The organism is Luteibacter sp. 1214 (assembly GCF_031455395.1).
Taxonomy (GTDB): Bacteria; Pseudomonadota; Gammaproteobacteria; order Xanthomonadales; family Rhodanobacteraceae; genus Luteibacter; species Luteibacter mycovicinus.
The window spans coordinates 85,542-102,440 of record NZ_JAVDSQ010000011.1 but is presented as its reverse complement, the minus strand read 5'-3'; the positions used below and the strand labels follow the sequence as shown (position 1 = coordinate 102,440).

The 16,899-nt window shown below is 64.0% G+C and carries 15 protein-coding genes; 9 read left to right on the top strand and 6 right to left on the bottom strand.

Annotated features, from left to right (window positions below):
* Positions 1 to 22 precede the first annotated feature (22 nt).
* A complete protein-coding gene (locus J2X57_RS18750; RefSeq protein ID WP_309869348.1) occupies positions 23 to 1,276 on the bottom strand; it encodes an ectonucleotide pyrophosphatase/phosphodiesterase in 1,254 nt (417 codons plus the stop codon).
* 54 nt (positions 1,277 to 1,330) lie between these two features.
* Here J2X57_RS18750 and J2X57_RS18745 point away from each other — a divergent pair, with 54 nt between their 5' ends.
* Both J2X57_RS18745 and hutU read left to right on the top strand, forming a co-directional pair.
* Positions 1,331 to 1,759 (top strand): hypothetical protein, encoded by a 429-nt coding sequence (locus J2X57_RS18745; protein ID WP_309869346.1) that lies wholly within the window; start codon positions 1,331 to 1,333, stop codon positions 1,757 to 1,759.
* Positions 1,760 to 1,842: 83 nt separating this feature from the next.
* A complete protein-coding gene (gene hutU, locus J2X57_RS18740) occupies positions 1,843 to 3,513 on the top strand; it encodes a urocanate hydratase (RefSeq protein ID WP_036115132.1) in 1,671 nt (556 codons plus the stop codon).
* A 118-nt stretch (positions 3,514 to 3,631) separates the two neighbouring features.
* Here hutU and msrA read toward each other — a convergent pair whose 3' ends face one another.
* A complete protein-coding gene (gene msrA, locus J2X57_RS18735) occupies positions 3,632 to 4,306 on the bottom strand; it encodes a peptide-methionine (S)-S-oxide reductase MsrA (RefSeq protein ID WP_051943891.1) in 675 nt (224 codons plus the stop codon).
* 192 nt (positions 4,307 to 4,498) lie between these two features.
* Between msrA and J2X57_RS18730 the strand changes: the two genes are divergently transcribed.
* Positions 4,499 to 5,746: an HD-GYP domain-containing protein gene (locus J2X57_RS18730; RefSeq protein WP_036115129.1), complete on the top strand. Its 1,248-nt coding sequence runs from the start codon at positions 4,499 to 4,501 to the stop codon at positions 5,744 to 5,746.
* Entirely contained in the window at positions 5,743 to 6,993 is a 1,251-nt protein-coding gene (locus tag J2X57_RS18725) for a GGDEF domain-containing phosphodiesterase (RefSeq protein WP_036115125.1), read from the top strand. The genes J2X57_RS18730 and J2X57_RS18725 overlap by 4 nt, the downstream gene beginning before the upstream one ends.
* Before the next feature lie 57 nt (positions 6,994 to 7,050).
* Here J2X57_RS18725 and coaE read toward each other — a convergent pair whose 3' ends face one another.
* The 4 genes from coaE to pilB form a co-directional block, all read right to left on the bottom strand.
* On the bottom strand, positions 7,051 to 7,653 hold the full coding sequence (coaE, locus tag J2X57_RS18720) for a dephospho-CoA kinase (RefSeq protein WP_309869341.1): 603 nt from the start codon (positions 7,651 to 7,653) through the stop codon (positions 7,051 to 7,053).
* A gap of 10 nt (positions 7,654 to 7,663) precedes the next feature.
* Positions 7,664 to 8,533, bottom strand: a complete 870-nt coding sequence (locus tag J2X57_RS18715; protein ID WP_036115119.1) for an A24 family peptidase — start codon at positions 8,531 to 8,533, stop codon at positions 7,664 to 7,666.
* A gap of 80 nt (positions 8,534 to 8,613) precedes the next feature.
* Positions 8,614 to 9,879: a type II secretion system F family protein gene (locus J2X57_RS18710; protein ID WP_043692798.1), complete on the bottom strand. Its 1,266-nt coding sequence runs from the start codon at positions 9,877 to 9,879 to the stop codon at positions 8,614 to 8,616.
* 143 nt (positions 9,880 to 10,022) lie between these two features.
* A complete protein-coding gene (pilB, locus tag J2X57_RS18705) occupies positions 10,023 to 11,750 on the bottom strand; it encodes a type IV-A pilus assembly ATPase PilB (RefSeq protein WP_309869338.1) in 1,728 nt (575 codons plus the stop codon).
* Positions 11,751 to 11,921: 171 nt separating this feature from the next.
* Between pilB and J2X57_RS18700 the strand changes: the two genes are divergently transcribed.
* Genes J2X57_RS18700 through J2X57_RS18680 form a run of 5 tightly spaced genes read left to right on the top strand, consistent with a single transcriptional unit; the run spans position 11,922 to position 16,649 of the window.
* Entirely contained in the window at positions 11,922 to 12,797 is an 876-nt protein-coding gene (locus J2X57_RS18700; protein ID WP_309869336.1) for a glycosyltransferase family 2 protein, read from the top strand.
* Positions 12,787 to 13,524, top strand: coding sequence for a class I SAM-dependent methyltransferase (locus tag J2X57_RS18695; RefSeq protein WP_309869334.1), 738 nt, complete (start codon positions 12,787 to 12,789; stop codon positions 13,522 to 13,524). The genes J2X57_RS18700 and J2X57_RS18695 overlap by 11 nt, the downstream gene beginning before the upstream one ends.
* Before the next feature lie 2 nt (positions 13,525 to 13,526).
* Positions 13,527 to 14,675: a glycosyltransferase family 4 protein gene (locus J2X57_RS18690; protein WP_309869331.1), complete on the top strand. Its 1,149-nt coding sequence runs from the start codon at positions 13,527 to 13,529 to the stop codon at positions 14,673 to 14,675.
* Between the two features lie 7 nt (positions 14,676 to 14,682).
* Positions 14,683 to 15,603, top strand: coding sequence for a glycosyltransferase (locus J2X57_RS18685; protein ID WP_309869329.1), 921 nt, complete (start codon positions 14,683 to 14,685; stop codon positions 15,601 to 15,603).
* Positions 15,600 to 16,649: a class I SAM-dependent methyltransferase gene (locus tag J2X57_RS18680; RefSeq protein ID WP_309869327.1), complete on the top strand. Its 1,050-nt coding sequence runs from the start codon at positions 15,600 to 15,602 to the stop codon at positions 16,647 to 16,649. The genes J2X57_RS18685 and J2X57_RS18680 overlap by 4 nt, the downstream gene beginning before the upstream one ends.
* Positions 16,650 to 16,899 lie beyond the last annotated feature (250 nt).

Sequence of the window (16,899 nt, the reverse complement as noted above, 5' to 3'; positions counted from 1 at the left end):
GGATTGCCGCCCCGTCCGCCGTTCAGTGAGCCGGTGTCGCCAGCACGCCCTCGACATCCTTCAGGTGCCCGTCGTTCGGCAGCGGTTCGATGCCGATCAGGTGGGCGAGCAGCGGGTAGACGTCGACGTTGGGGAACGGCGCGATGGTCACGCCATGGCCGATCGACGGACCGTGGGCGACGAACAGCGCGCGCATGGTCGGATCGAGGTTGTCGTAACCGTGCTCGCCGCGCGACATCGGCCCGTTCCGCTTCGCCAGCTGCTCGTGGCTGGTGATCGCCCAGCCGGTGTCGGCGAGGCACAGCAGCGCCGGTACGCGGCGGTGGGTGCCGTAGTTCAGGCGCGCCGGCAGGTCTTCCTTCCGATAGCAATGCATGTGCTCGTGCGGACCGAGCAGCCGCGCCACGGCGGCGGACGAGTCACGATCCGGCTTCGGGTTGAAGGTGGCCATGACACCGAACGACACCGCGTCGAGCGCGTCGAGGTCGGTCTCCTGGTCGGCGAAGACGATGTTGCCCCTCGGCACGTCGGCCATGCCGTGGTCGGACAGCACGATCAGGTTCATCCGGTCGTAGAGCCCGCGCTGGCGCAGCTGCGCAATCAGGTAGCCCATCGCGTCGTCCACCTCGCGCAGTGCGGCGTTCACCTCCGGCGAATCGGGGCCGAACTCGTGCCCCGCGTGATCCACCGCGTCGAAGTACAGCGTGTCGAACACCGGCTTCGGACCCGCCTCGTCGATCCATGAGAGCAGCTTGTCGACACGGGCGCGTGAGGTGAGCGAATCGTCGAAGGGAATCCAATGGTCCGGGCGCACGCCGTGAATCGCGGCCTCGGTACCTGGCCAGAACATCGTCGCCGTATGCAGACCCTGTTTCTGCGCCGTCACCCAGATCGGTTCGGCATCGGCCCACCAGCGGCCGTCGCTCGTCGCCGCGCGGTTGGCCAGGCTGAAGCTGCCCAGCGCCGGATCGCTCATCGTGTTGTTGACGATGCCGTTGTGGTCCGGCACGCGTCCCGTCACCAGCGTGTAGTGGTTGGGGAAGGTCAGGGACGGAAACGACGGCAGCATGTAAGGCGCACGGGCGCCGTCTTTCGCCATGGCGATTAGGTTCGGGGTCAGTCCCCGGTCCAGATAGTCGGGGCGGAAGGCGTCGATCGAGACCAGCAGAACGGGGGGATGGGCGGGAGCGGTAACCGGACGCGTGGCGCAAGCGGTGACGGCCAGCGTGGCGATCAGTGTGAAGATCGCGGCGAGGCGGGAAAACGTGACGTTCATGACGGAAAACGTAGGCTCTGAGCTAATCAATACCCACCATCATGGCGGACTCTCATGACCAATTCATCACGCAACATCTTGCTGTCGGTGCTGTTCGTCGCCGTGCCGGCGCTTGCGGCCGCGCAAACCCCGCCCGCCAAGCCCGCCCGGCCCGCCGCGGCCGCTCCGGCTGCGACACCGCGTCCCCGCGCGGTAGTCTCCACGCCGTCGCAGACGGCGCAGTTTCAGCGTCAGGTCGATCGTCAGCAGCTGCAGAACGCGCAGAACCAGAGCAATGTGCGCCAGCAGCTGCAGCAGAACAACACGGCGATCCAGCGGACCAATACGACCGACCCGGCCATGCGCAACCAGCTGGACAACGCACAGCGCAGCCAGCAGCAACTGAACCGCGCGCAGCAGGATTCGGCCGCGCGCCAATACGAGACCACGCCCTCCAACCGCGGCGCCGTCGCCCCGTCGCGACCGTCCACCAGCGGCCAGTAATCGCCGCCTTTGCTGCGCCGCCGCTGGCGGGTGGCGGCGCGGCGCGGCCATAATCCGGAATTCCCGAGCTCCGGAGCATCCCGATGACGGCTGTCACGCGCATCGACACCACCCGTACCGTCCGCGCTCCGCGCGGTACCGAACTGACCTGCCGCAGCTGGCTGACGGAAGCGCCGTTCCGCATGCTGCAGAACAATCTCGATCCCGAGGTGGCGGAAAACCCGGCGGAACTGGTGGTCTACGGCGGTATCGGTCGTGCCGCGCGTAACTGGGAATGCTTCGACGCCATCCTGCGCAGCTTGCGCGAACTCCGCGACGACGAAACGCTGCTGATCCAGTCAGGGAAGCCGGTCGGGGTGTTCCCGTCGCACCCCGACGCGCCGCGCGTGCTCCTTGCCAATTCCAACCTGGTGCCGGCGTGGGCCGACTGGGAGCACTTCAACGAGCTCGACCGCAAGGGCCTCATGATGTACGGCCAGATGACCGCCGGCTCATGGATCTACATCGGCTCGCAGGGCATCGTGCAGGGTACCTACGAGACGTTCGTCGAGATGGGGCGTCAGCATTACGGCGGATCGCTGGCCGGTCGCTGGATTCTGACGGCGGGCCTTGGTGGCATGGGCGGCGCGCAGCCGCTCGCCGCCTCGCTGGCAGGCGCCTCGTCGCTGACTATCGAATGCCAGCAGAGCCGCATCGATTTCCGCCTGAAGACGCGCTACGTGGACGAGCAGGCCAGCGACCTGGACGACGCGCTAGCGCGGCTGGATCGCTACGCGAAGGAAGGCCGCGCCGTGTCCGTGGCGTTGCTGGGCAACGCGGCCGACGTGTTGCCGGAGCTTGTACGCCGGGGCGTCCGTCCCGATGCCGTCACCGACCAGACCAGCGCCCACGACCCCGTCAACGGCTACCTGCCGTCCGGCTGGACCGTCGAGGAATGGTTCGAGCGCCGCAAGGCCGATCCGACCGGCACCGCCCATGCCGCCAAGGCCTCCATGCGCCGTCATGTCGAGGCCATGCTCGCCTTCCATCGGCAGGGCGTGCCCACCTTCGACTACGGCAACAACATCCGCCAGATGGCCAAGGACGAGGGGCTGAGCGAGGCGTTCGCGTTCCCGGGCTTCGTGCCGGCGTTCGTCCGGCCGCTGTTCTGTCGGGGTGTCGGGCCGTTCCGCTGGGTCGCCCTGTCAGGCGACCCGGAAGATATCTACAAGACCGACGCTAAAGTGAAGGAGCTGATTCCCGACGATCCGCATCTGCACCGCTGGCTGGACATGGCGCGCGAGCGGATCAGCTTCCAGGGCCTGCCGGCGCGTATCTGCTGGGTGGGTCTGGGGCAGCGGCACCGGCTGGCGCTCGCCTTCAACGAGATGGTGCGCAACGGCGAACTGAAGGCGCCCATCGTGATCGGCCGCGACCACCTGGATTCCGGCTCGGTCGCCAGCCCGAACCGGGAAACCGAAGCCATGCGCGACGGCAGCGACGCGGTCAGCGACTGGCCGTTGCTCAACGCGATGCTCAACGTGGCGGGCGGGGCGACCTGGGTCAGCCTGCACCACGGCGGCGGTGTCGGCATGGGTTACAGCCAGCACAGCGGCGTGGTGATCGTGGCCGACGGCAGCGAGGCGGCGGACAAGCGGCTGGCCCGCGTGCTGTGGAACGATCCCGGCACCGGCGTGATGCGGCACGCGGATGCGGGCTACGAGGATGCGGTGGCCTGCGCAAGGGAGCAGGGCCTGAACCTGCCCATGATCTGACCCATGTAGGAGCGCGCCTGCGCGCGACCCAGGTATCGCCCTGCGCGACCCGGATATGGCCACGCGCGCGACCCGGATATCGCGCGCAAGGCGCGCTCCTACAGGAGGTTGGGGGTTCTCAGCGGCCGTTGGCCCAGCCGGCCACGTACCGCTCCGGATAAATGCGCTGCAGGGCCAGTACTTTCGGCCGGTCGTTGATCGCGATGTACATCGCATCCGGATTCAGACGCATATAGTCCTGGTGCTCGTCCTCCGCGAGATAGAAACCCTTAAACGGCGTTACCTCCGTCACGATCTTCGACGAAAACGCGTGCGCCGCGGTCAGCTGGGCGATATATGCCTCCGCCACCTTCTTCTGCTCCGGCGTCGCATAGAAAATCGCCGACCGGTACTGCGTGCCCGAGTCGGGCCCCTGCCGGTTCAGCAGCGTCGGATCCTGCGCCACCGAGAAGAACACCTGCAGCAGCTGCCCGTACGACACTTGTGCCGGATCGTAAACGACCTTCACCGATTCGGCGTGTCCGGTATCACCGTCGCTGACATCGTCGTAATTGGCATGAGCGGCGTCACCACCCGAGTAGCCGGTGCGGACGCTTTTCACGCCGCGGACGTGCTGGAACACGCCCTCAACGCCCCAGAAGCACCCGCCGGCGAACACGGCGGTGGCGTCGCCAGCGGCCGGTGCGGCATCGACGGTGGGGGCGGGCAGGCGGACACCCTCGTCGCGCGCCGAAGCGGCCGAGCACGCGGTGAGGGCGAGGAGCAGAGCGGGGATCAGGGAAAGGCGCGGCATGAGTTTCTCCCGGTCGACATGACCTGATAGACCAGACCGGTGTACCCGGGAAAACCTGACACGGCGTGAAGGCCACCTTCACAACTCTGTACCTACAGAATCGGGATGCAGGGCCGATAAGCCATCGACACGCGCAACACGCTAGAGTCGTGCGCGTATTCGGCCAGCGTGGCTAAAGGAGCGAGGGGAAACGTGGCGTACGATTTAGTGGAGCGACGTGTCTTCGTGTCCGACCTGGAGGTCGGCATGTATGTCAGTCGCCTGGACTGTGACTGGTCCGACACGCCCTTTCCGTTGCAGGGCCTGCCCATCGAGTCCCGTGAGGACATCGAGTCGCTCAGTCGTTTCTGCAAATACGTCTTCGTGGACATGCACCGTCAGGTCGTCCCCGACAGCCGGTTCACCCCGCAGCGCATCGCGCCGAAGGCCGTTGCCACCCCCGCACCGCGTGCTGCGGCGAGCCTGCGTCTGGTCAGTCGACACGCGTATACCGACACGGCCTCGTTCGACGATGAGATGCCGCGCGCCAGAGAGGCGTTCGACACCGTCGCCGAGTTCGCCACGCGCATGGTCGACGACTTGCGGCATGGTCGGCCGGTCGAGCCGCAGGCTGTCGAGAACGCGGTGCGCCCCATGGTCGAGAGTGTGCTGCGCAGCGGTGACGCGTTCTTCTGGATCGAAAGCCTGCGGCGGCGCGATGGCTATACCTATCAGCACGCGATCGGCTGCAGCACGCTCGCCGCGGCGTTCGGGCGGCACATGGGCTTCGAAAGCGACGCCATTGTCAGTCTCGCCGCCGGCGGCCTGCTGATGGATGTCGGCAAGTCGCAGCTGCCTGAGGAACTGCTTAGTCGCGACGGACCGCTGAACGACGATGAATGGGGCCTCGCACGTCAGCACGTCAATGAAGGCGTCGCCATCCTCGATCACTCCGGTGTCGTCGACAACGAAGTGCGCGACATGGTGCTCACCCACCACGAACGTTACGACGGTACCGGCTATCCCTCGGGACTGGCCGGCACCGCCATTCCGCTCGCCGGGCGTATGGCCGCGATCATCGACACCTACCACGCGATGTCGACGCCGCGTCCGTACCGTTCGGCCGTGTCACAGCACGTCGCCTTACGCGAGCTGTACGCCGGCCGCGACCGCGAATTCCAGGGCGAGCTGGTCGAACAGTTCCAGGCCTGCCTGGGGGTCTATCCCACGGGCACGCTGGTCGAACTCAACACCGGTGAGGTGGCCATCGTGATGGTGCAGAACCAGTCGCGCCGCCTGCAGCCCCGCGTCGCGATTCTCTCCCGGCCCGACAAGAGCGCGCTCGACGATTTCCTGATCGTCGATCTCATGCGCCAGGTGGATCTGGTGCGCCGGGAGATTCTCCGCACCTTGCCAGCCGGTTCGCACGGCATCGATCCGCGCGAGTACTTTGTCGCATGAGCGAGCGGGCTTACATCCTGCCGGCGGTCCAGTCGATTCTCGACCGGTCGTCACCGGATGCCGGCCCGTGCGCCGTCCTGATCGTGCGTCTGCAAGGTATGCGCGAGGCGCAACTACGTTTTGGCTATGACTTCGGCAGCGACATCATGCTCGCCTCGCGCGAACGCATCGTCGATGCCTTGCGCCATGTCGACACCGTCTTCGTGGCGGGAGACGACACGTTCGTGGTGGTTCTTCCGATGGTGCGTAACCGCACGCACGCGTTGCTCGCGGCGACCCGCATCGTCGGCGCGTTCGATGGCCCGCTGATGCAGGGTGAGCGTCCCTGGCACGGTCGCGCCGTCGTCGGTGTGGCCATCCATCCCGAGCATGGTGTGACCGCCGATTGGTTGTATCGCCGCGCGGAGCTGGCGCACGACGAAGCCCTGCGTATCGGCGAGGCCTTCGCCATCTACAAACCCGACGTGACACCGGTAGAAATCCTCTACGGCGAGTTACGCGAGGACATCGAAGCCAACCGCCTGCAGGTCGCCTTCCAGCCGCTGCACGATCTGCGCTCGGGTGAAATGAACCGCGTGGAGTCGCTGGCGCGCTGGACCACCGCCGCCAACATCATCGTCCCGCCCAGCGACTTCATCCCCTTTGCCGAGCGCAGCGACCTCATCGTGCCGCTGACCCGCTGGAGCATCAACGCCTCGCTGCGTCATGCGGCGGCCCTGCATCGGGGCGGCTGTGCGCTCGACGTGGCGATCAACCTGTCGCCGCGTGTGTTCGTCGAGCAGGGCTTCGCCGAACAGGTGCTGGGCGCCATCGATATCTGGGGCGTGCCGCCCCAGTCCGTGATCGTGGAAATTACCGAGACGGCGCTGCTCACCGATCTGGACATGAGCGTGCGGGTCCTGCGTCGCCTGCGCGACTGCGGTGTACGCGTCGCCATCGATGACTTTGGCACGGGGTACGCGTCGTTCGCCTACCTGCGTCACTTCCCGGCGACCGAGCTGAAGATCGACCGCAGCTTCGTCGATGCCATGACCGGCGACAGCCGCACCGAACTGCTGGTACAGGCGATGATCGACGTCGCCCACCGCCTGGGGCTGGAAGCGATCGCCGAGGGCGTCGAGGACGAGGCCACGCTGCGTCGCCTCGTCGAGATGGACTGCGATCTGGTGCAGGGCTATCACATCGGCCGGCCCACCCCGGCGGAGTCGTTCGTCAGCGAGAGGCTGACCGCCGCATCAATGGTGTAGGAGCGCGCCTGCGCGCGACAAGCTTTCGCGAAGTCGTTTCGCGCGCGGGGCGCGCTCCTACAACGACAGGGTGCGGTAGCGGCGGTCGAGCACCTCAACCTGCGCATCCAGGGTTGCTTCGTCGCCATCGTTGACCAGCACATCATCCGCGATCGCCAGCCGGTCTTCCCGGCTCGCCTGCGCGGCGATCATCTTCCGGGCCAGCGCCTCGTCGATGCCATCCCGGCGTACCAGCCGGTCGATCCGCACCGCCTCCGGCGCATCCACTACAAGCACCCGGTCGACCCACGCGTAATGGCGGTGGTTCTCCACGAGCAGCGGAATCGACAGGATGCAGTAGGCGCCCGTATCGGCTGCGACAGCCTCCCGCAACCAGTCACGAATACGCGGATGGAGGATGCCCTCCAGTGTCGTCCGGGCCGACGGATCGTCGAACACGCGCCGGCGCATGGCCGCGCGGTCCAGGCGGCCCTCGTCGTCCAGCGCCCCGGGCCCGAACACACGCGCTACCTCGGCAAGCGCCTCGGACCCCGGCTCAACCACGGCGCGCGACGCCGCATCCGCGTCGTAGGCATGCACGCCACGCGCTTCGAAGCGGCGCTCCACCGCGCTCTTGCCCGATGCGATCCCGCCGGTAAGCGCGACGACGAAGCCGCTCATCGGAAGCCGCTCATCGGATGCCGCTGACCTGCATGTAGAGGGCGAGCAGGCGATCGCCCACCAGAAACCAGACCCAGCCCGCCGCGGCGAGATAGGGCCCGAAAGGAATCGGCACCTCGCGTCCGTGGCGACGAAACAGAATCAGCGCGCCGCCGACGATGGCGCCGATCAGCGACGAGAGCATGACGATCGGCAGCAGCGCGACCGGGCCCATCCAGGCGCCCAGCGCAGCGAGCAGCTTGAAGTCGCCGTGGCCCATGCCTTCCTTCCCGGTCAGCAGCTTGAACAGCCAGTAGACGCTCCAGAGGCTGAGGTAGCCGAGCAGGGCGGCGAGGATGGCGGAGGTCGGGGCGATCGGCAGGGGCTGCCAGGAGGGGATCAGACACAGGCCGAGACCGATCCACAGCAGTGGGTAGTTGAGCTCGTCCGGCAACAGCTGCGTGCGCGCATCGATGCCGGACAGCGCGATCAGGAAATACGTCAGCACCAGGCCGGCCAGGGCGCCCGGCGTCGGCCCGAAACGCCAGACCACCGCGGCGCTGGCCAAGCCCGCCAGCAGTTCCACCAGCGGGTACTGGATCGAGATTGGCTCGTGGCAATAGCGGCAGCGGCCGCGCAGCATGAGCCAGCCGAACAGCGGGATGTTGTCCCGGGCGGCCAGCGGGTGCTTGCACTTCGGGCAGTGCGACGACTCTTTCACCACGCCGGGCGGCAGCGCCTCGTCCACGGCGTCCAGTTCGAGGACTTCACGCGCCTGCTTGCGCCATTCCGCCTGCATGCGCGCAGGGACGCGGAGGATCACGACGTTGAGGAAGCTGCCGAACAGCAGGCCGAAGACACCGGCGAGGCCGATCCAGAGAGCGAGGGGCAAGTCGGGCATGGAAGATCCGTGGTCAAGAAAAAACCCTCCGCCCGCGAGGGCGAAGGGTTCCTATTGTGCATGGCTCGGCGGGTGTTCGGTCAGACCGTGCCGGCGAGCTTGAAGATGGGCAGGTAGAGGGAGACCACCATGCCGCCGACGAGCACGCCAAGGATCACCATGATCATGGGTTCCAGCAGCGTCGCCAGATTGTCCACGGCGTTGCTGACTTCCTCCTCGTAGAACTCCGCGACCTTGAAGAGCATCGCGTCGAGCGAACCGGATTCCTCACCGATGGCGGTCATCTGGACCACCATGTTGGGAAACAGCCCAGCCTGACGCATGGACAGCTGCAACTGGTGACCGACGGCGATATCGTCACGCATCTGCATGACCGCCTCGCCGTAGATCACGCTGCCAGTGGCGCCGGCCACGGCTTCGAGAGCCTCGACCAGCGGTACACCCGCGTGGAAGGTGACGCCAAGCGTACGCGCGAATCGGGCGATGGCCGACTGGTGCATGATGTTGCCCATCACCGGCAGGCGCAGCATCACGCGCTCCAGGAAATGGGCGAACTTCGGCGAGCGTTTCTTGAAGTAGATCAAAGCAGAGACGCCGCCCACGATGCCACCGATCACCATCCACCAGTACGACTGCATGAACTCGGACGCGCTGACCACGAACTGGGTCGGAGCGGGGAGTTCCGCCCCGGCATCCTTGAACGTCTGCTGGAACACCGGTACCACGAAGAGCAGCAGGATCATGGACACCAAAAGCGCGACCACGAGAACCATGATTGGGTAGAAGAGCGCCTTCTTGATCTTCTTCTTAATGCTCTCCATGCGTTCTTTGTAGGTCGCCACGGTGTCCAGCACCGTATCGAGTACACCGGCCGCTTCGCCAGCATGAACCAGGTTACGGTAGAGCTCGTCGAACTCCACGGGATACAGGGCCAACGCCTCATGCAGCGACGAGCCGCCCTCGATCGACTGCTTGACCTCGATCAGCATGTTCTTGAAACGAGGGTTCTTCTGGCCGCCGGTGATGATCTCCAGCGCCTGCACCATGGGCACGCCGGAGGCCATCATGGTGGCAATCTGGCGGCTGAAGATGGCGACATCGCGCGCCTGCACTTTCTTGCCAGAGGCGCCAAACAGCGGTTTCGAGCGCTCGCGCACCGTCTGAGGGTTCATACCCTGCCGACGGAGCTCCGCTTTGACGAGCGAGGCATTCTTGGCCTGCATCTCGCCCTTCATGCGCTTGCCGCGCTTGTCCAGCGCGGTCCAGTCGTAGACGATCAATTGACTTACTGATGCGCGCGCAGCGCCGATGGCGCGCGCGTTCTTGGTGGCGGTGGCAATGGCCATGACGCGGTGTTCCCCCGGGTGGATGCCTCAGGTGGCCGCCGGCTGGCGGTCGGCCCCTGTTCTTATTCTAGTGTGAACGCAACGCGAGGTGGCTTTCTGCCATCCAGCGCACATCTTCACACGTCTCGTCCCCTGACGAGATGTCAGTCCTTGGTGACGCGGTTGATCTCGGCCAGACTGGTGACGCCGTTGCGGACCTTCAACAAGGCTGATGCCCGCAGATCGTTGATGCCGGCTTTTTTGGCCACCTCAGCGATCTGCATGGCGTTGCCGCCCTCCAGAACGATCTTCTGGATGTCCTCGACCATCGGCATGACCTGATAGATACCTACGCGGCCCTTGTACCCCTCGTTACAGCTGTCGCAGCCGACGGCCTCATACACGGTGATGCCAGCGTCGATTTCTTCCTGGGTAAAACCCTCGGCGAGCAGTGCGGCCGGTGGCAGGCTGATTTCCCTTTTGCAGTCGTGCAGCCGGCGGGCAAGGCGCTGGGCGATGATCAGGGTGACCGACGAGATGATGTTGTACGGGGCGATGCCCATGTTCATCAGGCGCGCGATGGTCTGCGGCGCGTCGTTGGTATGCAGGGTGGACAGGACCATGTGACCGGTCTGCGCGGCCTTGACCGCGATTTCTGCGGTTTCCAGATCGCGGATTTCGCCGACCATGATCACGTCCGGATCCTGGCGCAGGAAGGAGCGCAGAGCGGCCGCGAAGGTCATGCCGCGCTTGACGTTCTGCTGGACCTGATTGATGCCCTCGACGCGGATTTCGACCGGGTCTTCCACCGTGGAGATGTTGCGCCCCTCGGTGTTGAGGATGTTAAGGGCCGTATACAGCGACACCGTTTTACCGGAACCGGTCGGGCCGGTCACCAGGACCATGCCGTAGGGCTTTTCGATGGCATCGAGGTAGAGATTCTTCTGGACCTCCTCGTAGCCGAGTTTGTCGATGCCCAGCTTGGCGGACGAACCATCGAGGATACGCAGCACGATCTTCTCGCCGAACAGGGTCGGCAGGGTGCTGACGCGGAAGTCGATGGCGCGGGTCTTGGTCAGGTTGAGCTTGATACGACCGTCCTGCGGGACGCGGCGCTCGGCGATGTCCAGACCGCTCATGACCTTGAGGCGCGAGGCGATGCGGTTGCCCAGCTTGATCGGCGCCGTGGCGACGACGCGCAGGATGCCGTCCATGCGCAGGCGTACGCGGTAGACCGTTTCGAACGGTTCGAAGTGGATATCCGAGGCGCCGCGCTTGATCGCATCGACCAGGACCTTGTTGACGAACTTGACGATCGGGGCATCGTCGTTGGCGTTGGCATCGATGCCGGTGGCGACATCGCCGTCCTCGTCGGCACCCTCGAGCGCCAGTTCGTCGAGGTCGCCCTCACCGAAGGCCGGCACCGAGTTGTTCATCGCCGACAGGGCGCTGTCGATCACCCGGCGCAGCTGCGACCGGTCGACCAGTACCGGCTCGACCATGTGGTTCGAGTGGAATTTGATCTCATCCAGCGCATGCGACTGCATGGGATCGGCGATGCCGACGAACAGGCGCTTGCCGCGCTTGAACAGCGGAAGCGCCTGGTGCTTGGAGATGAGCGCTTCCGTCACGAGGTCCAGGGGCATATTGCCCGGGACCATCGCGCTGATGTCCATCAGCGGCATACCGAACTCGGACGACGCCACCTGGGACAGCTTGGCGCTGTCCACCAGGTTGTGGTCCACCAGCCATGCGGACAGGGACGAGCGCTTTTCGGCGGCGTCCTGGACGGCCTTGCGAACGTCGGCCTCGGCCATGACGCCCTCGGTGACTAGGCGCCGGGCCATGCCGGTAAGACCCGCCAGCATGGGCGAATGCATTTGTGAAGCCATGTTGGGTCCCGTTTCCCCGAGATACGCGCCTGAATCTACTCCAGATTGTTCATTTGGTCACGCGTGGACCTGTGAAGCCTGTCGCGGATCCTCCTGGCGGAAGGCCGCGGAGAATGTCTCGTTTCGCCGCAGGGATATCCCTTATCATTCAACGACCAAAGGGGAGTTCTCTTGAGCCGTATAAGCATCATCCTGCCCGCCAAGAATGAGGCGGCTGCCTTGAAAGACCTGTTGCCGCGTCTAGTCGCCGCCCAGCCGGGTGCCGAGATCGTTGTGGTGGACGATGGGTCGACCGACGACACGCCGGCGGTATGCGCGGCCGCAGGTGTCACCTGTCTTTCATCACCTTATTCGATGGGCAACGGTGCGGCGATCAAACGCGGTGCCCGTGGGGCAATCGGTGACATTCTCGTCTTCATGGATGGCGACGGGCAGCACGACCCTGCGGATATTGCCCGGTTGCTGGCCCGGCTCGATCAGGGTTACGACATGGTTGTCGGTGCGCGTGACTGGGAGAGCCAGGCGGGGGTGGGGAGGGGTGTCGCGAATACGGTTTACAATTGGCTTGCCAGCAAGATGACTGGGCATGCCGTTGCGGATCTGACATCGGGCTTTCGGGTGGCACGAGCGAGTCGTTTTCGCGAATTCATTCATTTGCTACCGAACGGATTCTCCTACCCGACGACGAGCACCATGGCATTTTTCCGGAGCGCATACGGTGTAGCGTATGAGCCGATCAAGGCGGGGCAGCGGGTAGGAAAGAGCCACATTCGTCCGCTCAAGGACGGCATTCGCTTTCTCCTGATTATTTTCAAGATCGCTACCCTGTATTCGCCGTTGAAATTGTTTGTTCCGGTGAGCGTGCTGTTCTTTGGACTCGGCTGCCTTAACTACGCATGGACATTCATGCGTGAGGGTCGACTGACCAACATGAGTACGCTCATGTGGAGCGCGGCAGTCATTGTTTTTCTGATCGGACTGGTATCCGAACAGATCACTTCCCTGACCTACCGTCAGGATGAATCTGAGAGGCATCATGAACGTTGACCGGTCCGGCTCCGACGGCGAACATGACCGCATTCGGGAGTTTTACGATGATGAGTACTATGGCGCCTCACCGTCTCGCACCGCGCTGCCCTGGCACTGTCGACGCGCGGCGGCACTGCTTGGGGAGGTTCGTCAGAAAGACGTTCTCGACGTAGCGTGCGGCGTCGGCGTCTGGTTGAGCTACTTCAGCGAAAAAGGTGCCCGAAGCGTGAGTGGCATCGACTTGTCCCCGCGGGCCATCGAGGTGTGCCAGAAGCAGCTTCCTGACGCGCACTTGTATAGTGGACCAGCTGAGGTGCTCCCATTCGGCGATGCGAGTTTTGACGTCGTCACATGCATGGGATCCCTTGAGCACTTCGTCGATAAGCCCGCAGCGCTGCGTGAAATGCTGCGCGTGGCTAGGCCAGGCGCGCGTTTTCTCCTGCTCGTTCCCAACGCGGGGTTCCTGACCAGAAAGCTGGGGTTGTACGGCGGCACGCATCAGATCAAAGTGCGCGAGGACGTCCAGTCCCTCGATGAATGGCGGGCAATGTTCGAAGAGGCGGGACTTCGTATAGACGCGAGGCTCCGCGATCTACATCCGATGAGCCTGCAGTGGATCAAGGTGGGTCGCCCAGCGACATGGCCGCTGCGTGCCTTGCAGGCACTGGCGCTCACTGTGTGGCCGATCGCCTGGCAATATCAGGTGTATCACTTCTGTACTGCGCGCCCCAGGACCCAGGGCTAGCGATGCGAAAGAGAGTTTTGTTGGTGACGCGCAATTTGCCACCCCTGCGTGGGGGGATGGAGCGCCTCAACCTGCACATGGCGACGGAGCTTGCAGCGGACTTCGATGTGTCGGTGGTCGGGCCTGAAGGCTGCCGTGATCTCCTGCCTGCAACGATTCATACAGATGAGGTGCCGTTGCGTCCACTTTGGCGCTTTTTGGCGGGAGCAGGCTGGGCCGCTCTGAAGTACGCCCTTCGTCATCGGCCGGCGGTGGTTATCGCAGGCAGTGGGCTCTGTGCGCCGTTTGCGTGGATGTCAGCTAAGCTTTCCGGGGCGAGGTCGGCTGTCTACCTGCACGGGCTCGACATAATCGCGCCGCACGCCATTTACAGGCACGCGTGGCTCCCATTCATTCGCCGCACGGACATATGCCTCGTTAACAGCAGGAACACGTCCGCTCTTGCCATTGCCGCAGGCGTGCCAAGTGACCGCGTGAAGATCGTGCACCCTGGCGTCGTGCTTCCGGCCGCCCCTTCGGTGTTTGCGGATGTTCATGCTTTTCGCGTTCGTCATGGTTGGGGAGGGCGGCCTGTTCTCCTTTCCGTGGGGCGGTTGACCGAGCGCAAGGGGCTCATCGAGTTTATCGAGCACGTGCTGCCGACCCTTATTTCCGCGCATCCGGACATCTTGCTAGCGGTTGTCGGAAACGATGCGCCCGACGCTCTCCTCGCCGGGAAGGGTGGTGTGCGGGAGCGAATCGTCGAACGCGCCCGGATGCTCGGGATCGCCGACCACGTCCGCTTCATGGGCGAAGTTACGGAGGAGGAGCTCCTGCTCGCGTACGGGGCTGCCGATGTCAGTATCTTTCCTGTTCTCACTTTGCCCGGTGATGTGGAGGGGTTCGGCATGGTCGCCCTGGAGTCAGCGGCCCATGGCCTTCCGACGGTGGCGTACGCTGCGGGAGGAGTCCCCGATGCGGTAGCGGACGGCGTATCCGGACGGCTGGTTCCTCCGGATGATAAGGCCGGATTCGCTGAAGCCATTCTTGATGTGCTCAGTGCGGGACGCCATGCGTTCTTTGACGGGGCAACCGAATTCGCGACAGGCTTTGTGTGGGATACGTTCGGCGCCAAACTGCGTGAGGCAGTGGGGATGCGTGGTCGTGAGTGAGCCGCTCTTGATCGACATCGCTTCCGTCGCGTCGATTACGGTGACTTATCACCCCGACATCGCCGTTGTAGAGCGCCAACTCCAGGCCCTCGGATCATGCGGTCACCGTATCGTCGTAGACAACGGGTCGCCTGACGAATATCGTCTGGCGCTACGTGCATTGGTTTCTCGCACGCCAGGTACTTCGTTACTGGAGCTGGTTGACAACCTTGGCCTTGCTGCGGGATTGAACGCCGGGATCGACGCAATAGGCGGGGCCGATGTCGAGATCCACGCGATCCTGCTTCTCGATCAGGATTCCGAGTTCGCCGCGACGGCCCCGTTGGAACTTGTCGAAGCGCTCAATAGCGCGCAAAGCATCTCAGGGACAATGTGCTGCGTCGGCCCCGTCATGGCCGACCCCGCTGCCGGGATGGCACACGGATTTCACTATGTGGCGCATGGATGGCGGTGGGCTCGGGCGTACCCCCCTTCGTCGTCACGCGAACTCTTTCCTGTTGCCAATCTCAATGGAAGCGGCACGTTAATGCCGACACGCATCGTCGAGGTAGTTGGCCCTCTGGACGCAACGCTTTTCATCGATCACGTGGATACCGAGTGGTCATTTCGGGTCCTCTCGCGCGGCTACTCTCTATACGGTGTGCCGTGGGTCCAGTTCCAGCATAGGATGGGGGAGGCCGGTCGCAGGATATGGCTGCTTGGCTGGCGTGTATGGCCGGAGCGAAGCCCCCTGCGCCACTACTTTCTCTACCGCAATACCGTCAGATTGATGCGACGGAACTACGTTCCCCGAGTGTGGAAGGCGTGGGCTGCAATGAAGATGATGGTCACGATGTGCGTCACGATCTGCATCGACTCGCGCCGACTCGAGCAGGTACGAATGATGTCCAAAGGGGTTCGAGAGGCGATGAGCGAGTCCGTTGCATGAATGAGGAAGCTCCCGTTTTACGCTGGTCGCAAGGACGTCTGGAGAATGCGTCTTCGTGCCCGATGTGCCATGCCGGTTCGCGCTACCAGGTGGGCGATGCGCAGGACAATATGGTGCCTCAGGACGATCATTGGTCGGTGTGGCGTTGCGCCGCTTGCGATAGCAGGTGGCTTGACCCTCGTCCCGACAACGTCTCATTGCCAGCCGCCTACGACTTCGACTACATCACTCATGATGCCCCCGCGACGCAAGCGCGGGCGGGGTGGCTTACCTCGCTCATCAATGGATACCTGAAATATCGTTTCAATCTGAGTGGCCCCGCCCCGTCGGCATGGGGCGTACCGTTCTTTTTTGCACTGCCTCCGTTGCGGCTTAAGCTCGATTACTACGGCAGGCATGTTCGTCCCATCCCTGGTGGGAAACTGCTTGACGTGGGTTGTGGCAATGGCGCGTTCGTCTCCATTGCTTCGGCAATGGGTTGGTCGGCCGAGGGAGTGGATCCGGACGCCGAAGCGATTGCCGCCTGCGAGCTCAGGGGAATCCCCGTTACGCATGGTTTTGTTCACGATCTGCCTTCCATAAAGAAATCGTCGTACTGGGATGTCGTGACGATGAGCCATTGTCTCGAGCACGTCGCCGATCCCAGCGCGCTGCTATCAGAGGCGTTCACCATGTTGGTGCCAGGAGGACATCTCTGGATTGCGCTTCCTAATCCCGCGGCCGTCGGCGCACGCGCCTATGGGATGGATTGGGAAAGTATCGACGCGCCCAGGCACCTTGTTCTGCCGAGTAAGAAAGCTTTGATTCGCGCCTGCCGCGATACAGGTTTCGATGTCGTCACGGCTCGACGGCGCGGCGCCCATACAGCGCGCCTGTATCGGCGTAGTGCCGAGATTGCCCGAGGCCGGGGGAAACGGGGGTTCCGCTATTCGCCGTTAGCTGGCACGTTGCTGTCGTTGATCAGTGATTTGCTTGCGACGTTCACTACGCGTTACGCGGATGAGATGGTGATCCTCGCGCGCAAACCCCGGGCCACGTTGCCATGACACCTACTGTTCGGGAGCCTGTTGAAGCTGCATGGAGTGGTGGGAACGTCGAACATGTTCCGTCGTGCCCCGCGTGCTCGTCAACGATCCGCACGTTGCACGCCGCACGTGTATTCGATCATCTGGATCCGATAGGTTCAGACCTCTGGACGGTATGGCGGTGCGCGACTTGCCGCAGCATCTATCCCGATCCGCGTCCGTCTGATGACTCGATAGGCAGGGCGTATTCGCATTACTACACTCACCACGC

What these genes read in the sequence shown, in the direction of transcription:
- J2X57_RS18715 (WP_036115119.1), bottom strand. Translation starts at nt 8,533, where the DNA reads ATGCCCGACTTGCCCCTCGCTCTCTGGATCGGCCTCGCCGGTGTCTTC.
- J2X57_RS18745 (WP_309869346.1), top strand. Translation starts at nt 1,331, where the DNA reads ATGACCAATTCATCACGCAACATCTTGCTGTCGGTGCTGTTCGTCGCC.
- J2X57_RS18710 (WP_043692798.1), bottom strand. Translation starts at nt 9,879, where the DNA reads ATGGCCATTGCCACCGCCACCAAGAACGCGCGCGCCATCGGCGCTGCG.
- pilB (WP_309869338.1), bottom strand. Translation starts at nt 11,750, where the DNA reads ATGGCTTCACAAATGCATTCGCCCATGCTGGCGGGTCTTACCGGCATG.
- J2X57_RS18725 (WP_036115125.1), top strand. Translation starts at nt 5,743, where the DNA reads ATGAGCGAGCGGGCTTACATCCTGCCGGCGGTCCAGTCGATTCTCGAC.
- msrA (WP_051943891.1), bottom strand. Translation starts at nt 4,306, where the DNA reads ATGCCGCGCCTTTCCCTGATCCCCGCTCTGCTCCTCGCCCTCACCGCG.
- J2X57_RS18690 (WP_309869331.1), top strand. Translation starts at nt 13,527, where the DNA reads ATGCGAAAGAGAGTTTTGTTGGTGACGCGCAATTTGCCACCCCTGCGT.
- coaE (WP_309869341.1), bottom strand. Translation starts at nt 7,653, where the DNA reads ATGAGCGGCTTCGTCGTCGCGCTTACCGGCGGGATCGCATCGGGCAAG.
- J2X57_RS18695 (WP_309869334.1), top strand. Translation starts at nt 12,787, where the DNA reads ATGAACGTTGACCGGTCCGGCTCCGACGGCGAACATGACCGCATTCGG.
- J2X57_RS18750 (WP_309869348.1), bottom strand. Translation starts at nt 1,276, where the DNA reads ATGAACGTCACGTTTTCCCGCCTCGCCGCGATCTTCACACTGATCGCC.
- J2X57_RS18680 (WP_309869327.1), top strand. Translation starts at nt 15,600, where the DNA reads ATGAATGAGGAAGCTCCCGTTTTACGCTGGTCGCAAGGACGTCTGGAG.
- hutU (WP_036115132.1), top strand. Translation starts at nt 1,843, where the DNA reads ATGACGGCTGTCACGCGCATCGACACCACCCGTACCGTCCGCGCTCCG.